Here is a 20,710-nt window from a genome sequence, read left to right on the forward strand (position 1 = left end):
ATGATTGCAGCAGGATCGACTATCGGCATTATCGGCGGAGGACAGCTCGGCCGCATGCTCGCCATGGCAGCGGCGCGTCTGGGCTATCGCACCGTCATTCTCGAACCGCAGGCGGATTGTCCGGCCGCGCAGGTCGCCAATGAGCAGATCGTTGCGGCCTATGATGATCCCGATGCGCTGGAGCGCCTGGCTGAGCTGAGCGATGTCATCACCTATGAATTTGAAAACGTGCCGGTTGATGCGGCCGAGACACTGAATGAAACCACGCCGGTCTTTCCGCCGCCCGAGGCATTGAAAGTGTCGCAGGACCGCGTGACCGAGAAACGTTTCCTCAACAAGGCCGGCATCCCGACGGCGCAATGGCGTATTGTCGAGAATGAGGGCGATCTGGAAGCGGCGCTTCTCGCCTTCGAGGGCAAGGGCATCCTCAAGACCCGCCGCTTTGGCTATGACGGCAAGGGCCAGGTCAAGTTTTCCGGCGCCAAGGGCGAAGACGCCAAGGCGGGTTTTGCCGCCATCGGCAGCGTTCCCTCCATTCTGGAAGGGCTGGTCGATTTCACCCGCGAGATTTCGGTGATCGCGGCGCGCGACGCGGCGGGCAATATCCGCATCTACGACATTGCCGAGAACGTGCACAGGGACGGCATTCTGGCGACCTCGACCGTGCCGGCGTCCGTGTCGTCGACCATCGCCGGGCTCGCGGCCGATTCGGCACACAAGCTGCTCGCGGCGCTCAACTATGTCGGCGTCCTCGGCATGGAGTTCTTCGTGCTGGCCAACGGGACGCTTTTGGCCAATGAATTTGCGCCGCGCGTGCACAATTCGGGCCATTGGACGGAAGCCGCCTGCGCGGTCTCGCAGTTCGAGCAGCATATCCGTGCGGTTGCCGGGCTGCCGCTCGGCGATACACGGCGCCATTCCGATTGCGTGATGGAAAATCTCATTGGCGACGATGTGGCGAAACTGCCGGCGATTCTGGCGGAAAGCGGGGCCGTCGTGCATCTCTATGGCAAGGCCGATGCACGTCCCGGCCGCAAGATGGGCCACGTCACGCGCATTACAAAGCGGCTCTAGAGCGGTTTGCGACCATATTGAATCGTTCTGCCGGGGGGAATTTGGTTCAAGGTCGAGGGGTTTGGCGAGACCGATGTTTATCCATCGGGCGAAGCCGAAGCCCGATGGAATTGGGCCAAATTCACCCGGCCCTTCGGGTTTCCGGCTGGCGGACACCCACTTTGTCAGGCAGCGTCGTCCGATGGATAAACATCGGCCTCGCTACCTTCCGCGTGGATTGTCTCGCCATCCGGGAAACAGAACTGATCCAATATGGCCGCAAACCGCTCTAGGGACAAATAAATTCAATCCCGATGCATGAATCGCCATATGAATCATGAGTCGGGAGTTGACAATCGGGGCAATCCTTGGCTATTTCCCCGCAACGTGTTTCCGGCGCGCTCCAGAGGCGCGCTTTATTATTGGTGCCCGGTTTCGGGCGTAAAGATACCGGTGCTGAAATGAAGATCAAGAATTCGCTCAAGGCTCTCAAAGGCCGTCATCGTGACAATCAGCTGGTGCGCCGCAAGGGCCGCATCTACATCATCAACAAGACTGCGCCGCGTTTCAAAGCGCGCCAGGGCTGATTTACCGTTTCACGGTTATTTGCATTTGACGTTTCGCTGATACGGGCTACGATCCGTATCATGCGGAACGTTTTTGCATTTTTTATCGGATCTTTCCTGATGATGTCGCCGGCGCTGGCACTGGCGCAGGAAACATCCGGGACGGACGTCCCAGCGGCTGCGCCACAGGCGGCCTCGCTGCCCGGCAAGACCCTGGCGGAAAAGCGCTCTGCCCGCCTCGATGAATTGTTCTTTGCCCTGAAGCGCGAGCACAATGAAGCCAAGGCCACCCGCATCGCCGAACAGATCCAGACGCAATGGCAGAATTCCGGCAGCGCGACCGTCGATCTGATGATGCAGTGGGCGGCCCTCGCCATGACGGAAAAGAAATATGCCGTCGCGCTGGATTTTCTCGATCAGGTCACCGTGATGAAGCCGGATTTTGCCGAAGGCTGGAACCGGCGCGCTACGGTCAATTTCCTGATGAATGATTACGGGCGGTCGATGGCCGATATCCAGAAGACGCTGTCGCTGGAGCCGCGTCATTTCGGGGCACTGGCGGGGCTGGCGGCCATCCTCAAGGATACCGGCAACAAGGAAGGCGCCCTGCATGCCTTCGAGCAGGTTCTTGCAGTCTATCCGATGATGCGCGAAGCGCAGAAGCAGGCGGGCCAACTGGCCGAGGAACTGACGGGTCAGCGTACCTGATTTTCGGGTTTTCAGACCGGCGGCCTGTCGCCGCCAGTCCGAATGATGGTTTTTAGATCCCTGTCAGCCCATCCGAGCCGATATAGGCAATGCGCAGCATATTGGTCGAGCCGGGCGTGCGCAGCGGCACACCGGCCGAGATGATGATGCGGTCGCCGGGATTGCCGAACTCTTCCTGATAGGCGATGTGGCAGGCGCGGTCGACCATGTCGTCAAGATCGGTGGCATCTTCCGTGACAACGCAGTGCAGGCCCCAGACGAGCGAGAGCTTGCGCGCCGTCTCGACAACCGGCGACAGGGCGATGATCGGCAGCAATGGCCGTTCACGCGCCGCGCGCAGGCCCGTGGTGCCGGATGCCGTATAGGTGACGATGGCGGACAGGTTCAGCGTTTCGGCGATCTGCCGTGCGGCAAGCGAGATGGCGTCCGCACCGGTTGCATTCGGCTCGGGGCGCTGCGCATGGATGATGCCGGGATAGTTCGGGTCGCGCTCGACCTCTTCGGCGATGCGGGCCATGGTGGAGACCGCTTCGACCGGGTAGTCGCCGGCCGCCGATTCGGCCGACAGCATCACGGCATCGGCGCCTTCGAACACGGCCGTTGCCACGTCGGACACTTCGGCGCGGGTCGGGACCGGCGCAGTGATCATCGATTCCAGCATCTGCGTGGCGACGACGACCGGCTTGCCGGCGCGGCGGCAGGCGCGGATGATCTGTTTCTGGATGCCGGGAACGGCTTCCAGCGGCATTTCAACGCCAAGATCGCCACGGGCGACCATCAGCGCATCGGAAAGCTCGATGATCTCCGCAAGGCGGGTGACGGCCTGCGGCTTCTCGATCTTCGAGAGCAGGGCAACGCGGCCGCGCGAGATCTTGCGCACTTCGGCAAGATCCTCCGGCCGCTGAATAAACGACAGGGCCACCCAGTCGACCTCTTCCTGCAGCACGGCATCGAGATCGCGGCGGTCCTTTTCCGTCAGGGCGCCGACGCCCAGCGTCGTGTCGGGCAGGCTGACGCCCTTCTTGTCTGATATCTTGGTGCCGGAAACCACGCGGCAGGTGATCGACTTGCCATCGGATGCCTCGGCGACCAGCGCCAGCTTGCCGTCGTCGATCAGCAGGCGGTGGCCGGCTTCGACGGCTTCGAGGATTTCCGGATGCGGCAGGAAGACGCGCGTGTTGTCGCCCAGCGCTTCATTGTTGTCGAGCGTGAAGATCTGGCCGGGAACGAGGTCGACCTTGCCCTCGGCGAACTTGCCGACGCGCAGCTTCGGCCCCTGCAGATCGGCGAGAATGCCGATCGGGCGGCCCACTTCCTTTTCGACATTGCGCAGGCGGCGCACCAGTTCCCGCATGAGTTCATGGCTGGCATGGCTCATGTTGATGCGGAACACGTCGGCACCGGCTTCGAACAATTTGCGAATCATCGCTTCGTCGGATGAAGCGGGACCCAGTGTGGCGAGGATTTTGACCTTACGGCGGCGTCTCATCGAGGAGGGGTATCCGTTACAATTGGAGCTGAGGGAGGATTTTCTTCCGTAAGCTGGACCATCCAGCTTGATTGTTCGCCGGTATCATACTCCTGAAATCCCGCCCGCTGAAACCCGCGCGCAAAACAGTCATTGATACCGGTAATCTTGAATTGGTTTTCCGCCACGCACATGTTGACCTTGCCATCCCAGCGGCCGCCGCTCTGGGCGTCCTCGGCATAGAGGTAGTAATAGCGCGAGGTCAGCGGGCCGACGACCAGCGTGGTGCAGGAGGATGCGTTGACATGCCACCAGCCCTCGGTGATCCAGCCGGTCTTCGCCCGGTAGCCGAGCGCGACACCGACGAGATTCTGCGTGGTGTTGCACACGCGGAAATCCGCATGGGCCTCCTCCGGCGCAAAGACACTGCCTGCTGCGAAAATGAATAAAAAAGCCGCTAGAAAGCTGCTCCATCGCGTCCGCTGATGCTGGTCAGCGCGGAAAATGATGCCCCTGCGCAATATTGCCTCCGTCCGTCTTAGACTCCTTTTCCGCAGTTTCACGTGCATTGTCAACGCGCTAATGGGCGGAACATGCCGTTCCTGCTGACCTGTGACAAAAGATTGATGGTTGCATTCCCGATCAGGGCATGAAACACAAAAAATTCTCCCGAATAATCGCGCAAGAGAACGTTCCCATGCCGTTTTCCCCCTTTCATCTCGTCCCTGGCAGCAATGACAAAGGACTGGTGCTTCTGGCCGATCACGCCCGCCGGGATCTGCCGGAGGAATACGGCTCGCTCGGCCTGCCGCCGCAGCAGTTCGAGCGGCACATCGCCTATGATATCGGTGTCGAGCCGTTGACGCGCAAACTGGCTGAAATGCTTGATGTTCCGGCTGTCCTGGGCGGGTTTTCCCGGTTGCTGATCGATCCGAACCGCGGCGAAGACGATCCCACGCTGATCATGCGCCTGTCCGACGGGGCGGTCATTCCAGGGAATAACCCGATGCCGGCGGCCGAGCATCAAAAACGCGTGACTGATTTCTACCGCCCGTACCACGCGGCCGTCTCGGCCATGATCGACAGGGTTGCCGGGGCGAGCGGCAAGGCACCGCTGGTCATTTCCATCCACTCCTTCACCGCTTTCTGGAAAACGGCGCCTCGGCCATGGCATGCGGGCATTCTCTGGGACAGCGATCCGCGCGCGGTCATGCCGCTGATCGCGGCGCTGCAGGCCGACCCGCAGCTGGTGGTTGGAGACAATGAGCCCTATGACGGCGCGCTGCGCAACGATACGATGTTCAAGCATTGCATCGTGCCGGGCCTTGCCCATGCGCTGATCGAAGTGCGGCAGGACCTGATCGCCGATGAGGCCGGGGTCGAGGAGTGGGCAGGCCGGCTTGCCCCGATCCTTGACGCCATCAACGCCGATCCCGATATACATGTTATCAGGCAATACGGCTCGCGCACCGGCCCACTGGAAGAGGTTTGATCATGAGCAATGTCAGCGAAGAACAGCGTATCACGCTGGAAGCGGCCGCGTTCCGGCGGCTGTTGGAGCATCTGCGCGCGCGCAGCGACGTGCAGAACATCGACCTGATGAATCTGGCCGGTTTCTGCCGCAACTGCCTGTCCAACTGGTATCGGGAAGCGGCGGATGCGGCGGGCGTGCCCCTGTCAAAGGATGAATCGCGTGAGATCATCTATGGCGAACCCTATGGGCAATGGCAGGCCAAGCACCAGCGCGAGGCCAGCGATGCGCAGAAGGCTGCCTTTGAGGTCAACAAACCTTCGCATTGACGAACCACGCCGCAGCGGCGGTCGAAACCGCCTTCATCCCGACTCTATTGTCTTGACTCATTGCGCTGTGGTCGGGCATCGGAACCGCAGAGGCGGCGTTTGCGAGTCGCACAATCAATTTTTACGGAGCAAGATATGAGCATGGATGATGTAGCGCCGCAGGGCGGTGTCGAGGGTGTTGCGGCTGCGGAATTGCGGCAGTTCATCGAGCGCATCGAGCGCCTTGAGGAAGAAAAGACCACACTTCAGGACGACATCAAGGAAGTGATGGCGGAAGCCAAGGGCCGCGGCTACGACACCAAGATCATCCGCACGATCGTCCGCCTGCGCAAGAAGGATGCGAACGAGCGCAAGGAAGAAGAGGCGATCCTCGAACTGTACATGAACGCCCTCGGCATGGTCTGACCCTTTAAAGACGAACGGCAGCTGAAACGGGATTGGATGTGCAGACAGTGCTGCACCCTATCCAATCCCGTATGATCAGCTGCTCGCTCGAGACTACCCCGGCGAAGTCCTGCCCGCGGGATTTTCCCCCAGAAGATATGCAAGCAGTTCAAGCATGCTCGCCCGGACATCGGCGAGGTCTTGCGATGCCAGAATTTCCAGGCCGATCAGCGCGCCGTAGAGAATCCGGGCATTTGTCCCGCTCCGGTCTGCGGACTGGCCGCACTTCCGGAAAAGCTGCACGAGATAGGCCAGGCGCCGCTCATCCACCGATTTGAGGATTGCCGCGGTCGTGGCGTCATGGCGGGCCCATTCGCGGATGGCGCTTTCCGTCCGGTCGCCGCCATAGGCCGAACTTGGCACGCCGGTTGCCTCGATCACCAGTGCCTGCAACTGCGCAAGGGGCGTTGTCCCGATGGCTTCGACATTTCTGATGATGGCATCGGTGGCCAGATGCTGCCAGTGCGCCAGCATCCGTGCCTTCAGCGCCGGTACATCCCTGAAATGCCAGTAGAACGATCCCTTGCTGACCTTGAGGTCGCGGGCAATCGCCTCGGCCCGGATCGCCTGCACGCCGCCCTCGCCCAGGGCGCGGAAGGCGGCGCTGATCCAGTCTTCGGCGGAGAGTGTCTTTCGGGTTGGCATCGCTATTCCATACGCTGGCGTATTGACGAGGGCAAGCGCCAATGTTTATATACGCCACCGTATGGTCGACTGGATTGAAGGACGTATCATGAGCAAATGGATTGCAGCCGCTGCATTCGTATCCCTGGTCACGATGGTTATCCACGTCCGGGCGGGAGGGCCGGAGGTTCACGACGCGCTGCTTGCGGCTGATATACCGGTTATCCTCAAGACCTACGTGTCGGTGATCTGGCATGTCTCGACGGCCGTCCTGCTCGTCAACAGTGCCGCGCTCGCTGTTGCAGCCGTGAGCGCGCCCATGCGCCGCCCGCTCGTATGGGTCGTTGTCCTTCAATATCTGGCCTATGCCGCCCTGTTCGTTGCCTATCCGCTCGTCAATCTTGGAACGCTGTCCGACATGCCGCAGTGGCTTGTCTTCATTGCGATATCGGCGCTGGCCCTCATGGGAACAGCCGGCAGCCCCGTCGCCGCATGTGCGGGGGCCCGCAGATCATGACGCACGTTCTGGCATGGCTTGTTTTCATCGTGCTGACCATTGTCGCGGCCCTGCATCTCTATTGGGGCTTCGGCGGCCTGTGGCCGGCACGCGATCCGCTGTCCCTGGCCCGGACGGTGGTCGGGTCGAAGGGAATTGCCAGAATGCCGTCGCGCGGGGTGACGGTTGTCGTTGCCGTCCTGATCTTCTCTGCCGGTGCTCTCGCTCTCATGCGGATGTCCATCATTCCGGCGCTGTTGCCGACAGGGCTGCTCCGTTTCGGCATACTGGTGCTGACGGTCATATTCCTTGCGCGCGGCAGCCTCAGCTTCACGGCGTTTTTCCGCAACCGGCAGGCCGAGGAGCCTTTCCTGACGCTGGATCGCCGCTATTACGGCCCGCTGTGCCTTGTCATCGGGGCGGGTTTCGCCGTGCTGCTGTTCGCCTGAATGCGCCGCGCTTTTTTGCCTTTGAACGTTTGAAGGGCGCTGCGCGATATTAAACTTCACATGAAGCATTGCGAATGGCTTTAAATTTCTTGAACTGGCGGGGTGACGGGTATAATCGTCTCGCTGCCCATCTATCTTTTCATGATCCATTTCTCTTCCGACTGATGTGATCTGCCGGCATTCGCGCTGGGGCAGCCGCCTCAGCCGTCAGGGAGTAAAATCAATGTCCGTAACCACAGCGCAGCTGTCCATGAAGGCGCCCGCCAATTCGCGGTCCCGTGTCATCCTGGCCAGCCTGATTGGCACCACCATCGAATTCTACGATTTCTACGTCTATGCGACCGCCGCGGTGCTGGTCTTCCCGCATCTGTTCTTTCCGCCCGGCAACGAAACGACGGCCCTTCTGTCCTCCTTCGCCATTTTCGGCGCGGCCATGGTGGCGCGTCCGCTCGGCGCGATCTTCTTCGGCCACCTCGGCGACAAGCGCGGCCGCAAGATCACGCTGGTCGGCGCGCTTCTGACCATGGGTATCGCTACCTTCCTCATCGGCGTTCTGCCGACTTTTGCAACGGTCGGCTGGTTTGCCCCGGCCCTGCTGGTCGTGCTGCGGCTGGCGCAGGGGTTTGCGCTCGGCGGTGAATGGAGCGGTGCGGCCCTGGTCGCCACCGAAAATGCCCCTGAGGGCAAGCGCGCGATCTTCGGCACGTTTCCGCAACTGGGCGCACCCATCGGCTTCATCATTGCCAATGGCCTGTTCCTGATCATCGCGGCCATCCTGCCGTCGGATGATCCGTCGCGGCCATCGCTTGCATTTCTCGACTGGGGCTGGCGGATTCCGTTCCTGTTTTCTGCCGTCATGGTGATCGTCGGCCTGTGGGTCCGGCTCAACCTGGTCGAAAGCACCGCCTTCGAGAAAACCGTCAGCAAAGGCGAGATCAAGAAGGTGCCGCTGGTTTCCGTGTTCCAGTCGCACTCGAAGGAGCTGGTGCTCGGCACGTTCTACATGCTTGCCACCTATGTACTGTTCTATCTGATGACCACATTCTCGCTCAGCTATGGCCGCGCCGCGACGGCCGGGCCCATTGCCGGTCTTGGCTATGATTACACGACCTTCGTCCTGATGATGATCGTCGGCGTGGTGTTCTTCGGCATTTTCACCATGGTCTCCGGACCATGGGCGGATCGCTGGGGCCGCCGCAAGACACTGATCTGCGTCACGCTTGCCATTATCGTGTTCGGCCTGTTGTGGGTGCCGATGCTGTCTCTGGGCAACGTCGGCGTCATGGCCTGGCTGATCCTCGGCTTCGCCCTGATGGGAATGACTTTCGGCCCGATGGGCGCGCTGCTGCCGGAATTGTTCCCGGTGAGCATGCGCTATACGGGATCCGGCATTTCCTACAATGTCTCATCGATCCTCGGTGCTGCGGTTGCCCCGTTCATCGCGATTGCCTTGTGGAAGCTCGGCGGCGGCAGCCCGTTCTGGGTCGGCGTCTACCTTTCGGCCATGGCCGTGCTGACGCTGATCGCATTGCTGATCGGCAAGGAAACCAAGGACGTCGATATCGAGGCTTGAGATTTCCGGTCGCTGAATGAAAAAGGCGCGGCCCGCTGAAGAGCAGGCCGCGCCTTGTTTTTGCGATGAACAATTCAGTAGTTCGGATCGTAGACCAGGCGGTCGCGGTTTGCCGGGCGGTCATAGACCGGTGCGCGGTTCTGATTCTGCTTGGCAAGCGATCCGATGATCACGGCCCCGAGCGCCAGTCCGGCAACACCGGCGATAATGGCCGTGTCGCGGTTCTTGCGGCGGTCCGAACGCTCGGACCGGTAGTCCCGGTTGCGGTAGTAGTCCCGTTCACGATAGTAGTCATCGCCGCGATCACGGTAGTAGCTGTCGCGATAGGAGCGCCCGCCGGACCAGCCGCCATCATCGTAGGAAGAATAGTAGTCGCCGGCCTGGGCCGGAGCCGATGGCAGGCTGATTGCGCTGATCGAAACGGCAGCAACCAGAAGAGCAGCGAGTATCTTTTTCATCATGCGGTCCTCAACGTTAATTCGTTGAGCACAGATATAGAGCCCGCCGGCTGAACCGGTGATGAATGCTGCCGTTAGCTGCCGTTCACAGGGTGATGGTCCGGGCCTGCACCTGCAGGGCACGGCCGGCACCCCAGCCGAAAATGGCAACGCCAATGCCGAGCAGCACGAACAGGATGGCGGTTGCCGCATAGCTTTCGGTGACGCTGTGGATCAGGCCGACAAGCAGCGGGCCGACAGCGGCAAGCATGTAGCCGACGCATTGGGCCATGCCGGAGAGATGCGAGGCGACATGCGAGTCGGGCGAGCGCAGCACGATCATCGTCATGGCAATGGCGATGAGCCCGCCCTGGCCGATGCCCTGGACGACAGCCCACAGCCAGACCGTGGAGAGCGGCGCAAACAGCAGGCCGAGCAGACCGGCAACGGCAATCGTGACCAGCGCCACATTGATCAGGCTCTGATTGCGGCAACGCACGGCAATCGACGGCACGAGCAGGCAGGTGAAGACCTGCGCCATGACCGACACGGAAACCACGACACCGGCGGTCGTCCCGTCAAGGCCGCGATCGCGCAGGATGGGTGCCAGCCAGCCGAAGACGCAATAGGCGAGTGCCGACTGCAGGCCCATGAACAGGGTGACCTGCCAGGCCAGGCGGTCACGCCAGAGGCCAACCACCTTGAAGCCTGCATGTTTGGTGCGGACCTTGCGGGCGAGGGCCTGCGGCAGCCAGATCGTGGTGACAACCAGCGCCGGCACGGCCCAGGCACTGAGCGCCAGCGACCATGATCCACCCAGCAGCTTCTGGACCGGCAGGGTCAGGCCGGCCGCACTGGCCGCGCCCGCGCACAGCGCCATGGTGTAAAGGCCGGTCATCATGCCGGTGCGGCTGGCGAAATCGCGCTTCACCAGGCCGGGCAGCAGGACATTGCCGATGGCGATGCAGCCGCCCGCCAGCGCCGTGCCGATGAACAGCAGGGGCAGGGATTGAAGCCCGCGCAGGGCAGTGCCGAGCGCCAGCAGGAGGAGAACGCCGAGCAGTGTGCGCTCAGCGCCAATCCGCTGGGCAAGACGCGGCGCCAGCGGGGCAAACAGGCCAAGGCAGAGCACCGGCAGCGTGGTGAGCACGCCCGCGCCGAAGGATGACAGTCCGGTCTGGGCGATGATCTCGGGCAAAAGCGCCGATGCGCTGGAGAAGACCGGGCGCAGATTGTAGGCGATGAGAACGAGGCTGAGGCCGAACAGGATCTGCGCGCCGGGGGTTTTGAAATCCGGCACGCGCGGCTGGGGGACGCTGTCCACCTCGGCATCGACAAGCTGCTTGGCGGCAATGTCGAGATCCGCTGTGAGGCGGCTGGAATGTTCAGGCGGAAGATGCTGGTTCATGATGCGAGCAACCGGTCAAGTTCGATGAGAAGGGGAGCCATGAAAGCGCGGGCGGTGGATGCCGCCTTGTCCGGGTCGCCGGTCTCAATCGCGTCGATGATGGCAGCATGGGCGGCCATGTCGGGTTCGGGCAGTTCGCCCGTGACCGTGGCCCGGATGACTTCCTGGGTGGAAACAGAGAAGAATTCATAGACCTCGATGAGGGCCAGATTGTTTGATGCGGCCACCACCGCCTTGTGGAAGGCGAGATCGTGCTGGACATAGTGATCGTGCCGGGCAGTGTCGTATTCGCCGCGATCGGCCAGCAGCTGGCGCAGGTCGGCGACGACCTCCGGAGTGTGGCGCAGGGCGGCCAGCCGCGCCGCTTCGACCTCCAGGGCGCAGCGCGCCTCGACCTGGTCGCGCAGGCCGGTGCGCCTGATCCGCAGCAGGCTTTCATCCGGATTGATGATCGAGCGGACATAGGTGCCGGAGCCCTGCTTGGTCTCCAGAAACCCTTGCGCAACGAGAACCCGCACCGCTTCACGCACGGTTCCGCGGCTGACGCCGAGCATGTCGGCAAGGGCAGCCTCGTTGGGGATACGGTCGCCGACCGGCCAGCGATTGCCAGTGATTTCGGCGCGTATATTGTCAATCGCCGTATCGGCCAGATTGGTGCGGGCGGCAGGCTGCATGATATGGAAGTCCCAAAGTCATCTGATGACTTGATAATTATGGGACTGCCGGGCGCCTGTCAAGGCGCCCCAGATGGATAGAGACTGGCGAGGTCCGGTGTCTTAGCGGTAGATCACGATCGGCCGGCGATGAACGATGATGGGAGCCGGACGCTCGATGATCACGGTTCTTGGCCCGAATGCTTCCAGCGGGAACCAGTAGCCGCGATAGAAGCGGTAGCCCGGCCGGTAATAGCCGTAGCCGCGGTGGCCGTTGTAGTAATAGCCGTCGTGCCAGCCGTAATAGCCGTGCCGCCAGTAGACGGGCTCGGCCTGGGATTGCAGGTGTTCGCCCTGCACCGGCAGGAGCGGCAGGGCGCTGGCGCTCTGTGCTCCGGCAAGCGTGGCAATGGCGACAAGACCGCCGGTAATCATGCTCAGGATGGTTCTCATGATAGCCTCTTCAAAGGGTTGGTTGGTGGTTCACGTTCTGATCAGCCCCTGCAGGGACCGGTCAAAGGGACGGTCCGGAAAGAGCGTTTGCATGGTGCGCTCGGGTTCGAGACCAAAGGTTTCCGCGGCAAGCGCCGCGATCAGCGCGTCGAGATCCATGGTGGGTTTCAGGTCGCGGTTTTCGTAAAGTGCATTCGGAGCAAGGCCCGGCCAGTCGGCCAGGATGCGGCCGCCATTGACGGCGCCGCCGAGGATGAGCGCGGTTGTCGCCGTGCCATGATCGGTCCCGCCGGTGCCGTTGGCGGCGGCGGTGCGGCCGAATTCGGTTGCCACGAGAACGGTGGTCTGCTGCCAGACGTCGCCAAGCCCGTCGCGCATGGCATCGATCATGGCATCAAGCGCCTTGAGCTGGTTGGCGAGCCGGTTCTCCTGGCCGCTATGGGTATCCCAGCCGCTGGTTTCGATCATGGCAATGCGCGGACCATCGGGCAGGACAAGCGCCTCGGCGGCGGTTCTGCCGGCGGTGGCGGGATTCTGGCGGGTTTCCATGTCGTGGAACAAGCCGCGCGCTTCCATCGCCGCACTCCAGACCGGATGAAACTGCTGGTCCCGGTCGTAGAGCTGCGCCACCCGCAGCAGGAGGTCATCGGATGCTTCCGGCAGGTTCGACGGCGCATAGGAGGTTACATCAGCCGCGCCGCGCAGGGCAGCCGGTATGGTCGGAGCGAAGGCAATGGCCTTGTCGGCCGATTTCGGCAGCAGCGTCACCAGCCGGTTCAGCCAGCCATCGCGGATCTGGTAGGGGCTGGTGCCGCCGGTCTCCAGGACATTCTGGCCGTCGAAATGCGAGCGCTCCCGGTAGGGCGAGGCGACGGCATGCACGAACAGCGCCTGCCGGTTGCCATAGAGTGTACCCATGCCAGCGAGCGCAGGATGCAGGGCGAACATGCCGTCCAGCTTGATGGCGTCGGCCGTCTGGATGGCGAGGCTGCCGCGCAGTTGCGCATAGGCGGGGTCGGCATAGGGCACGACGATGTTGAGGCCATCGGCGGCGCCGCGCTGGATGATGAAGACGAAGCGGCGGTCGCTCGCCACATTGGCAAAGACGATACGCGGCGCCACGAGCATCGATCCCGCCCCGATGGCGGCCAGACGCAGAAAATCCCGGCGGTTGGTCATGCTCATCTCCGTTGAAAATCAGGTGAAACAAGCAGAAGGGCGATGCCCGTCTGGACGGATTCGGCACGGTTGATTTCCATAGCCGTGCTGCCGGTCAGCGTGTCTGCGAGCAGGTTGCGCGCCAGCTCTTCCGGTTTCAGCGACCGGTCCGCTTTTGCAGCCAGCCGTTGTGAAACCTCGACGCGCCGCACCAGCGCATCGGGCGCCAGCCAGCTCGCCGCGATATCGTCATAGCCGGCGGGTGAGCGCGGCAGCCAGACCGGCTGTCCCAGCTGGCTCAACAGGTTGGCGGCGTTGGCTTTGCCAAGGTCGGGATAATCCAGCCCGCGCATGGCCGAAACCAGCCATTCCCAGGGGGTCTTGATCTTGGCAGCCTGTACCGCCCATGCCTCCGGTGCGTCGACGAGGGCTTGATACACCGCGGGCAAATCGCCACCGGAGGCAAGAAACGCCTTGCTGACCCGCTTCACGGCGCTTTGGGGCGGGGTGTCGGCGATGAAATGACGGCAGAGCTTTGTGGCGATGTGGTTCGCCGTTGCCGGATCACTGGCGAGATCCTTCAGGACGGCGCCCGCCTGATCCTCGCCGGATGCGCCGTAGACGCGGTGGCGGATCAGCCGGCTTCCCGGCTGGTGCAGGCCGGGGCGATACTGAAAGACACCGGCCTGACTGGTATCCGCCTTGCCGCCCATGCGCCCGGCTGACCAGCCGGTGAGGGCAAGGGCGAACTCCGTCACGTCCTTCTGCGTATAGCCCGACCCGACGCCGACCGTGTGCAGTTCCATGATCTCGCGGGCCAGATTCTCGTTGATTCCCGGCAGCTTGCCGGCATTGCGCCGCTTGGCGCGCGTGGCGAGAGGGCTGTCGGGACCCGCCGAGCGGACCTGATCGAGATAGATCAGCATGGCCGGATGCTGTTCGACGGCCAGCAGCAGATCGGTAAAGCGCCCGGTGACATGGGGGCGGATTGCTTCCCGCTCGAAAGCGCCCGCAAGGCTCAGCATTGCGGGATTGTCGGCCGATACGGCAAAATGGTTCGACCAGAAATGCACGAGCGCTTCCAGGAAGGGCGCGGGTGTCGCAAGGGCATTGAGGCTGCGCGCGTCGATCTCGCTGCGGTAAAGCAGGCGGGCGGCCTTGTTCAGTTCCTTGCGCAGGGCGATTTTCTCGTCGCCGTCGAGTGCCTGCAGTTTTTGCCGGTCACTGGCATACTGTGCTGCGATTTCGGGTGTGGTCTGGAGCTGGGCAAAGGCTGCCGGGCGCGGATCGTAGCGGCCGATCTGATCGAGCAGCCAGCGCCTGGGGTCGGCTGGAAGCGGCTCGCTTGCCCGCTTTCCCAAACCGAAGCGATTGACCGCAATGACCGCCGTCGCATCTGTTGCCGTTGTAACCATGGTCTTCTCCGTTCGCAGCCTGTCTGGCATTGACAGTCATTGAACGGGGGCGCCGGAAAATTCCGTCGCGGGCACTCATTGTTTTTTTGCCGGCGTCTGCCTGAGGATGACGTTGCGCTTTTTCAAACCCTCGACAAGCGTCTTGCGGTCCTCCGGCGACAGACTTTCGGCGAAGGCGACGATGGTCTGCTCGATGCGCGTCCGCAGGGCGAAATCGGCCTCGCGCGCCCTGGTCAGTTCCGCATTGACCGCAGCGGGATCGATGACATCCTGTGCCAGAAGCCGGGCAATCTCGGCACGGCTTGCCCGTCCGGCATCGGCCAGCGGTATGTTGTCCTTGCGCGCCGCCGCCAGATTTTGCCGCAGGGCCTTCTGTTGCTCCGGCGTGAGATACTCGGCGGCAAAGCGCACGCCGCGCCGGTTTTCCTTGGTCCAGGAATAGCCGAATGTATGCCAGATATAACCGCCGCCGATCACCCCGCCCGCAATGAAGACATTCAGGGCAAGCGAAGCGACAAGAAGAATGTTGCGTGACCGTTCACTCATTTACTCGTCCAGTTCATCAGAGATGTTGAAGGCGGTGACCGCATAGGCCTGGTCCTCATATCCGCGCGATTCGGCGGAATGAATGACGCCGATGAGCAGGGCGCCAGTGATTGCGCCCGCCAGTCCAATGCCGGCGAACCCGGTGCCCTGCCACCAGAGGCGGGCGCGTTTCCAGCCGGACCAGGACTTGCCGGAGGAGGCAATGATGCGCTCGCGCAGCGCGGCCTGCGCCGGGGCGATCCGGTACTGCGCCAGCATGCCGTCGAGTTCAGCCGCCAGCCTGAGGGCCGGCTGGGCAATATCGGGATGCTCCCGGATGAAAGCGACGGCGCCAGCCTGTTCGGGCGGCGGCCAACGCCGCACCTCGCCACCATAGATCTCGGTCAGTTCCTGAAAGCGTTGCGGGGTCATTTGGCCTTCTCCTGTTGGGCAGTCTCTTCCAGGGCTGTCCGCAAATTGCGCCGGGCACGGGCCAGAAGGCTCTCCAGGGCTTCAATGCTGATATCCATGATCTGCGCTGCCTCGATATTGCTGAACTCCTGATAATATTGAAGCACGATGGCCTCCCTCTGCCGGTCGGGCAGGGAGGCGAGGGCCCGTTTGATCCGGTCGCTTTCGTCCCGGTTTGAAAGCGACTGTTCCGGATCGGGGGCCGGGTCCGCGCTTTCGGGTGTCTCGGCCACCGGCTGTTCCCGGTGCCGGCGCAGGCGGTCGTAGCAGAGATTGAGCGTGACCCGGTGCAGCCATGTGTCGAAGGTCGCCCGGCCGCTCTGCCAGCTGCCTGCCTGCCGCCACAGCCGGATAAAGGCCTCCTGGGCGACATCCTCGGCTTCATTGCGGTCGCCAAGCATCCGCGCCGCCAGGGCGAGCAGGCGCGGCAGCTTGCGTGTCACCATGGTTCGGACGGCCGCATCGTCATGCTGGCCGATCTTCACCAGCAGTTCTTCATCCGTGTTGCGATTGTCCAAGGCTTTGCACGCTTGCCGTTACTCCCGTGAATTGCCGGTGGCACACCTTCCGGTGCCCGCGGCATTCCTCTTTGCTACAGTATCGATTTCCGCCACATCGATGAAGCCGTCATGATGTGTATCGATGCGGGCAGCGGCACCATGGCGGGAAGAACCGCCACACCGGGCAATTTCATCGGGCTTTTCCTTTCAGCAGACTGTCATTTGTCGCGCATTAAACGGCGCAAGCGGGACAATCCGTCGCTCACGCAGAATTTTTTTGAAACCGCATCGGGGGGACGCTATTGTCCCCCTGCGGCACGGAGCAGCGTTGCTTGCGCGGGTGTCGCAATTGCGCGTCATGAACCTACTGGAATCGTTGAGCTTATCTTCACTGTGCCAAGCTGTGCAAAGTCCATAGACGGTTAACTTGATGGTTTTAGAAGGAATTTTGATTCCGCCGCGGGCGCGGCTCATGCACAGGCCGCGCTACAGAACTGTAACAATAGTGTCATATGACTGTTATATTGGTTCTATAGACGGCAGACGACGTCGGAGGCGTCACACAGTTAATCCAACAGGAGCTGCTCCTATGAACAAGCTTATTTCCACCACTGCTCTGATTGCGATCTCCGTGATTGCCACGACAGTTGGCGCATCCGCTCGTGACCAGATTCAGGTCAGCGGTTCATCCACAGTGCTGCCATATGCCAAGATCGTCGCCGAAGCTTTTGGCGAAACGTTCCCCAAGTTCAAGACCCCGGTTGTTGAATCCGGCGGTTCGGGTGCAGGCATCAAGGAATTCTGCAAGGGCGTTGGTGAAAACACGATCGATATCGCCAATTCCTCGCGTCCGATCAAGGACACCGAGTTGAAGTCCTGCGTTGACGCTGGCGTCAAAGACGTTGAAGAAATCCGCATCGGTTATGACGGCATCGTGTTCGCGACCGATATCAAGGGCCCCGACTGGGCGCTGGAGCCAAAGGACGTCTATACCGCTCTTGCTGCGCAGGTCGTTGTCGACGGCAAGCTGGTTGCCAATCCGAACACCAAGTGGAACCAGGTTAACCCGAAGCTGCCCGATTGGGACATCGCTGCCTACATCCCTGGCGAAAAGCACGGCACACGTGAAGTTTTCGAAGAAAAGCTGATGACTGGCGGTTGCAAGGCCACCGGTGCAGCCGATGCGATCAAGGCTGCCGGTCTTGACGAAAAGGCAGCCGCTGCCGCCTGTATCGCCGTGCGCAAGGACGGCAAGGCTATCGACATCGATGGCGACTATCCGGAAACGCTGGCTCGTATCGATGCCAACAAGACCGGCGTTGGCGTCTTCGGTCTGGCCTTCTACGAAAACAATGCGGACAAGCTGAAGGTTGCAACCGTCAATGGCATCAAGCCAAGCACGGAAACCATTGCCACCGGCAAGTATCCGGTATCGCGTCCGCTGTTCTTCTACGTCAAGAAGGCGCATCTCGGCGTCATCCCCGGCCTGAAGGAATATGTCGACTTCTTCCTTGCTGACCAGATGGTCGGTCCGGAAAGCCCGCTGGTAGAATACGGCCTGGTTGCTGCGCCGGATGCAGAGCGTGAAGCTCAGCGCGCCGCATTCACCGCCGGCAAGACCATGGCTGGCAAGTAACTCCAATAGCCGGCACGGGCAGGGTTCTGTCCGTGCCGGCTGTTTTTCGGGGCCTATGCTCTCGTTACAGGACGGATCGGGGAAGCGTTGATGTCCAGCATGTTGGTTATAGTAATTGTCGTTGCCATTGGTATCGTCGGGTTCTTTCTCGGACGCCAGCGTGCCGTCAGCAAAGATGACAGAAGTGTCAAAGCCCATTCCTTGCCGCATTATCACGGCTGGTGGGTTTTTCTGGTTTCGGTGCTGCCAGCAATCATCTTCATCATGGTGTGGGCCATCGGCTCGGGTTTTTATATCGAACGCCAGGCCGTCAACAGCCTGCCGGTCCACAACAGCGAGAGCGTCATTGCCAGCCAGAGCCTCGAGCTTGGCATGGTCTCCGGCATTGCGCGCGGTCTCGACAAGCTGACGGACCAGGAACGGGCAAACCTTCCAACCACCTTCTCCGAATTGCGGCCGCTGCTGTCGAGCAAGGGCGTGGCGCTTGCGACGGAAGGCCAGGACTTCATGATTCCCGTTGCCGTGCAATGGAACAAGAGCACGGCGCGCGCGCATAATATCGGTGCGGTGGTCGCCATTGTTCTTGCTCTCGCCGGTGCCGTCTTCGGCCTGTCGGGTGTCAATGTCCGCACACGGGCCCGCAACAATGTCGAGCGGATCATCCTGTGGGGCCTGCTCGCAGCCTCGACCATTGCCATCCTGACGACGGTCGGCATCGTCCTGTCGATGCTGTTCCAGACCATCACCTTCTTCCAGTCCGTAACGCCGTCGAGCTTCTTCTTCGGCACGGTATGGGATCCCCGCTTCTCCGCCGCCGGCGGCAATGGCGCGCAGGGCCAGTTCGGCCTCATCCCGCTGCTTGCCGGCACGCTCTATATCGCGCTGGTCGCCATGCTGTTTGCCGTGCCGGTCGGCCTGTTCGCCGCCATCTACATGGCCGAATATGCCAGCCGCAGCGTGCGGTCGGTGGTCAAGCCGCTGCTTGAAGTGCTGGCGGGCATCCCGACGATCGTCTACGGCTTCTTTGCCCTTGTCACCGTCGGGCCGTTCCTGCGCGACCTCAGTGCAGCTATCTCGGGCGGTTATCCCTTCATCATGGCGCAGAGCGTGCTCACAGCCGGTATCGTCATGGGCGTCATGCTGATCCCGTTCGTCTCGTCCCTGTCCGACGATATCATCACGGCCGTGCCGCGCTCGCTGCGCGACGGCTCGCTCGGCCTCGGTTCGACCAAATCGGAAACCGTGCGCCGCGTGGTGCTGCCCGCCGCCCTGCCGGGTATTGTCGGTGCGCTGCTGCTCACCGCATCGCGCGCCATCGGCGAAACCATGATCGTGGTTCTGGCGGCCGGTGTTGCGGCGAACCTCAACATCAATCCGTTCGACGCCATGACGACCATCACCGTGAAGATCGTCAATCAGCTGACCGGCGATCTTGAATTCAATTCACCGCAGACGCTGGTGGCATTCGCCCTTGGCCTCACCCTTTTCTTCATCACGCTGGCGATGAACATTTTCGCGCTTTACATCGTGCGTAAGTACCGGGAGCAGTACGAATGACCGACACAACACTCAATCCTGCTGCAGTTGCTCCGGCAAAGGTCGTTCGGCGCGACATCGGTCTGAAGCGCCGCTATGCGGCCGAGCGCCGGTTCAAGATTTACGGCATCACCGCGATTGCCATCGGCCTGTTCTTCCTGGTTGCGCTGCTCTATTCGGTGATATCCAACGGCTACACGGCATTCTGGCAGACGGAAGTGAGCCTTTCGGTCAAGCTCGACGAGAAGGTGATCGATCCCACGAACAAGCGCGCGACCGATCCGACCGTTCTGCTCACCGCGAACTATCCGATCCTGGTGCGCAATGCCCTTGCCGAAAAGCTGGGCGTCAGCCTTGACGACAAGCCGGCGATCCGCGAACTGAGCAAGCTTGTCTCCGACGGCTCGCGCAGCCAGCTGCGTGAACTGGTTGCGGGAAACCCGGCATTGATCGGCACGACGCAGACCCTCTGGGTGCTGACCGGCGGCGACATCGACTCTGCCTTCAAGGGGCAGATCGACCTGAGTGTCGATCAGGCCAACCGCAAGGTGTCGGACCGTCAGGTTGCCTGGATGAACACGCTGGCCAAGGAAGGCGCCATGGCACAGCGCTTCAACAGCGGCCTGTTCACCTTCGGCGCATCGAGCCGTCCGGAAACGTCGGGCCTTGGCGTTGCGCTCATCGGCTCGCTCTACATGATGCTGATTGTGCTCTGCCTGTCCCTGCCCATCGGCGTGGCCGCATCGATCTATCTGGAAGAATACGCCAAGAAGAGCCGCCTGACCGATATCATCGAGGTCAACATCAACAATCTGGCCGCGGTGCCGTCCATCGTCTTCGGTCTGCTCGGACTGGCCGTGTTCATCAATTTCTTCGGCCTGCCGCGCTCCGCATCGCTGGTCGGCGGCCTGGTCCTCACGCTGATGACACTGCCGACGATCATCATCGCCACCCGCGCGGCCCTGCGCGCCGTGCCGCCGTCGATCCGCTCGGCGGCGCTGGGCATCGGCGCCTCGAAGACGCAGATGGTGTTTCACCATGTGCTGCCGCTGGCCGCGCCCGGCATCCTGACCGGCACGATCATCGGCCTTGCCCATGCGCTGGGCGAGACCGCACCGCTGCTGCTGATCGGCATGGTCGCTTTCGTCGCCAATTATCCGGTCACGCCGCTTGATCCGTCCACAGCGCTACCGGTGCAGATCTACATGTGGGCGAATGAAGCGGAGCGGGCCTTTGTCGAGCGCACGTCAGGCGCTATCATCGTGCTGCTTCTGTTTCTTGCAGTCATGAACATCGGAGCCATCATTCTGCGTCGCCGCTTCGAGCGGCGCTGGTAG

Annotated in this window: 24 protein-coding genes; 12 read left to right on the forward strand and 12 right to left on the reverse strand. The window is 61.9% G+C overall.

From position 1 onward, the window contains the following. The 3 genes from C5750_RS13570 (at position 1) to C5750_RS13580 (ending at position 2,327) form a co-directional block, all read left to right on the forward strand. Positions 1-1,074 carry a 5-(carboxyamino)imidazole ribonucleotide synthase gene (locus C5750_RS13570; RefSeq protein ID WP_105734404.1) on the forward strand — a complete coding sequence of 358 codons (1,074 nt, stop codon included), beginning with the start codon at positions 1-3 and terminating at the stop codon, positions 1,072-1,074. A 440-nt stretch (positions 1,075-1,514) separates the two neighbouring features. After that, positions 1,515-1,640: a type B 50S ribosomal protein L36 gene (ykgO, locus tag C5750_RS13575; protein WP_091880250.1), complete on the forward strand. Its 126-nt coding sequence runs from the start codon at positions 1,515-1,517 to the stop codon at positions 1,638-1,640. Positions 1,641-1,700: 60 nt separating this feature from the next. Then, a complete protein-coding gene (locus tag C5750_RS13580; protein ID WP_162800131.1) occupies positions 1,701-2,327 on the forward strand; it encodes a tetratricopeptide repeat protein in 627 nt (208 codons plus the stop codon). Between the two features lie 52 nt (positions 2,328-2,379). On the opposite strand, the gene pyk is transcribed toward C5750_RS13580, so the two are convergent. Further along, the gene (gene pyk, locus C5750_RS13585; RefSeq protein WP_105734406.1) at positions 2,380-3,816 is read right to left on the reverse strand and encodes a pyruvate kinase; all 1,437 of its coding nucleotides are present in this window, start codon (positions 3,814-3,816) and stop codon (positions 2,380-2,382) included. Then, positions 3,813-4,316 (reverse strand): DUF1036 domain-containing protein, encoded by a 504-nt coding sequence (locus C5750_RS13590; RefSeq protein ID WP_425350453.1) that lies wholly within the window; start codon positions 4,314-4,316, stop codon positions 3,813-3,815. Before C5750_RS13590 ends, pyk begins: the two co-directional genes overlap by 4 nt. A gap of 176 nt (positions 4,317-4,492) precedes the next feature. Between C5750_RS13590 and C5750_RS13595 the strand changes: the two genes are divergently transcribed. The 3 genes from C5750_RS13595 (at position 4,493) to C5750_RS13605 (ending at position 6,000) form a co-directional block, all read left to right on the forward strand. Continuing rightward, positions 4,493-5,287: an N-formylglutamate amidohydrolase gene (locus tag C5750_RS13595; protein WP_105734407.1), complete on the forward strand. Its 795-nt coding sequence runs from the start codon at positions 4,493-4,495 to the stop codon at positions 5,285-5,287. A gap of 2 nt (positions 5,288-5,289) precedes the next feature. Continuing rightward, a complete protein-coding gene (locus C5750_RS13600) occupies positions 5,290-5,595 on the forward strand; it encodes a DUF1244 domain-containing protein (protein WP_105734408.1) in 306 nt (101 codons plus the stop codon). A gap of 135 nt (positions 5,596-5,730) precedes the next feature. After that, positions 5,731-6,000: a DUF2312 domain-containing protein gene (locus tag C5750_RS13605; protein WP_175540565.1), complete on the forward strand. Its 270-nt coding sequence runs from the start codon at positions 5,731-5,733 to the stop codon at positions 5,998-6,000. Positions 6,001-6,093: 93 nt separating this feature from the next. Here the strand turns inward: C5750_RS13605 and C5750_RS13610 are convergent, their stop codons facing one another. Then, positions 6,094-6,684 carry a TetR/AcrR family transcriptional regulator gene (locus C5750_RS13610; RefSeq protein WP_105734409.1) on the reverse strand — a complete coding sequence of 197 codons (591 nt, stop codon included), beginning with the start codon at positions 6,682-6,684 and terminating at the stop codon, positions 6,094-6,096. A gap of 88 nt (positions 6,685-6,772) precedes the next feature. Here C5750_RS13610 and C5750_RS26565 point away from each other — a divergent pair, with 88 nt between their 5' ends. The 3 genes from C5750_RS26565 (at position 6,773) to C5750_RS13620 (ending at position 9,181) form a co-directional block, all read left to right on the forward strand. Further along, positions 6,773-7,180, forward strand: coding sequence for a hypothetical protein (locus C5750_RS26565; protein ID WP_158531331.1), 408 nt, complete (start codon positions 6,773-6,775; stop codon positions 7,178-7,180). Next, positions 7,177-7,608 (forward strand): DUF3995 domain-containing protein, encoded by a 432-nt coding sequence (locus tag C5750_RS13615; protein ID WP_158531332.1) that lies wholly within the window; start codon positions 7,177-7,179, stop codon positions 7,606-7,608. The genes C5750_RS26565 and C5750_RS13615 overlap by 4 nt, the downstream gene beginning before the upstream one ends. A 223-nt stretch (positions 7,609-7,831) precedes the next feature. After that, entirely contained in the window at positions 7,832-9,181 is a 1,350-nt protein-coding gene (locus C5750_RS13620) for an MFS transporter (protein ID WP_105734411.1), read from the forward strand. A 74-nt stretch (positions 9,182-9,255) separates the two neighbouring features. Here C5750_RS13620 and C5750_RS13625 read toward each other — a convergent pair whose 3' ends face one another. The 9 genes from C5750_RS13625 to C5750_RS13665 form a co-directional block, all read right to left on the reverse strand. Continuing rightward, positions 9,256-9,642 (reverse strand): hypothetical protein, encoded by a 387-nt coding sequence (locus C5750_RS13625; protein WP_105734412.1) that lies wholly within the window; start codon positions 9,640-9,642, stop codon positions 9,256-9,258. Between the two features lie 82 nt (positions 9,643-9,724). Further along, positions 9,725-11,026 carry a CynX/NimT family MFS transporter gene (locus C5750_RS13630; protein ID WP_105734413.1) on the reverse strand — a complete coding sequence of 434 codons (1,302 nt, stop codon included), beginning with the start codon at positions 11,024-11,026 and terminating at the stop codon, positions 9,725-9,727. Beyond that, positions 11,023-11,700 (reverse strand): FadR/GntR family transcriptional regulator, encoded by a 678-nt coding sequence (locus tag C5750_RS13635; protein ID WP_105734414.1) that lies wholly within the window; start codon positions 11,698-11,700, stop codon positions 11,023-11,025. The genes C5750_RS13630 and C5750_RS13635 overlap by 4 nt, the downstream gene beginning before the upstream one ends. 102 nt (positions 11,701-11,802) lie before the next feature. After that, a complete protein-coding gene (locus C5750_RS26570) occupies positions 11,803-12,132 on the reverse strand; it encodes a hypothetical protein (RefSeq protein ID WP_162800130.1) in 330 nt (109 codons plus the stop codon). A 30-nt stretch (positions 12,133-12,162) separates the two neighbouring features. After that, on the reverse strand, positions 12,163-13,311 hold the full coding sequence (locus C5750_RS13645; RefSeq protein WP_105734415.1) for a DUF1501 domain-containing protein: 1,149 nt from the start codon (positions 13,309-13,311) through the stop codon (positions 12,163-12,165). 2 nt (positions 13,312-13,313) lie between these two features. Continuing rightward, a complete protein-coding gene (locus C5750_RS13650; RefSeq protein WP_105734416.1) occupies positions 13,314-14,705 on the reverse strand; it encodes a DUF1800 domain-containing protein in 1,392 nt (463 codons plus the stop codon). Between the two features lie 75 nt (positions 14,706-14,780). Beyond that, positions 14,781-15,251, reverse strand: a complete 471-nt coding sequence (locus C5750_RS13655) for a periplasmic heavy metal sensor (protein ID WP_105734417.1) — start codon at positions 15,249-15,251, stop codon at positions 14,781-14,783. Further along, entirely contained in the window at positions 15,252-15,662 is a 411-nt protein-coding gene (locus C5750_RS13660; protein WP_105734418.1) for a hypothetical protein, read from the reverse strand. Next, the gene (locus C5750_RS13665) at positions 15,659-16,219 is read right to left on the reverse strand and encodes an RNA polymerase sigma factor (RefSeq protein WP_105734419.1); all 561 of its coding nucleotides are present in this window, start codon (positions 16,217-16,219) and stop codon (positions 15,659-15,661) included. The genes C5750_RS13660 and C5750_RS13665 overlap by 4 nt, the downstream gene beginning before the upstream one ends. A gap of 571 nt (positions 16,220-16,790) precedes the next feature. On the opposite strand from C5750_RS13665, the gene C5750_RS13670 reads away from it, so the two are divergent. The 3 genes from C5750_RS13670 to pstA all read left to right on the forward strand — a co-directional run bounded on the left by C5750_RS13670 (position 16,791) and on the right by pstA (position 20,710). After that, positions 16,791-17,837 (forward strand): substrate-binding domain-containing protein, encoded by a 1,047-nt coding sequence (locus C5750_RS13670; protein WP_105734420.1) that lies wholly within the window; start codon positions 16,791-16,793, stop codon positions 17,835-17,837. 90 nt (positions 17,838-17,927) lie between these two features. After that, positions 17,928-19,394, forward strand: a complete 1,467-nt coding sequence (gene pstC, locus C5750_RS13675; RefSeq protein WP_105734421.1) for a phosphate ABC transporter permease subunit PstC — start codon at positions 17,928-17,930, stop codon at positions 19,392-19,394. Beyond that, positions 19,391-20,710: a phosphate ABC transporter permease PstA gene (pstA, locus tag C5750_RS13680; RefSeq protein WP_105734422.1), complete on the forward strand. Its 1,320-nt coding sequence runs from the start codon at positions 19,391-19,393 to the stop codon at positions 20,708-20,710. Before pstC ends, pstA begins: the two co-directional genes overlap by 4 nt.

Source organism: Phyllobacterium myrsinacearum, from assembly GCF_002980555.1.
GTDB classification, from domain to species: domain Bacteria; phylum Pseudomonadota; class Alphaproteobacteria; order Rhizobiales; family Rhizobiaceae; genus Phyllobacterium; species Phyllobacterium myrsinacearum.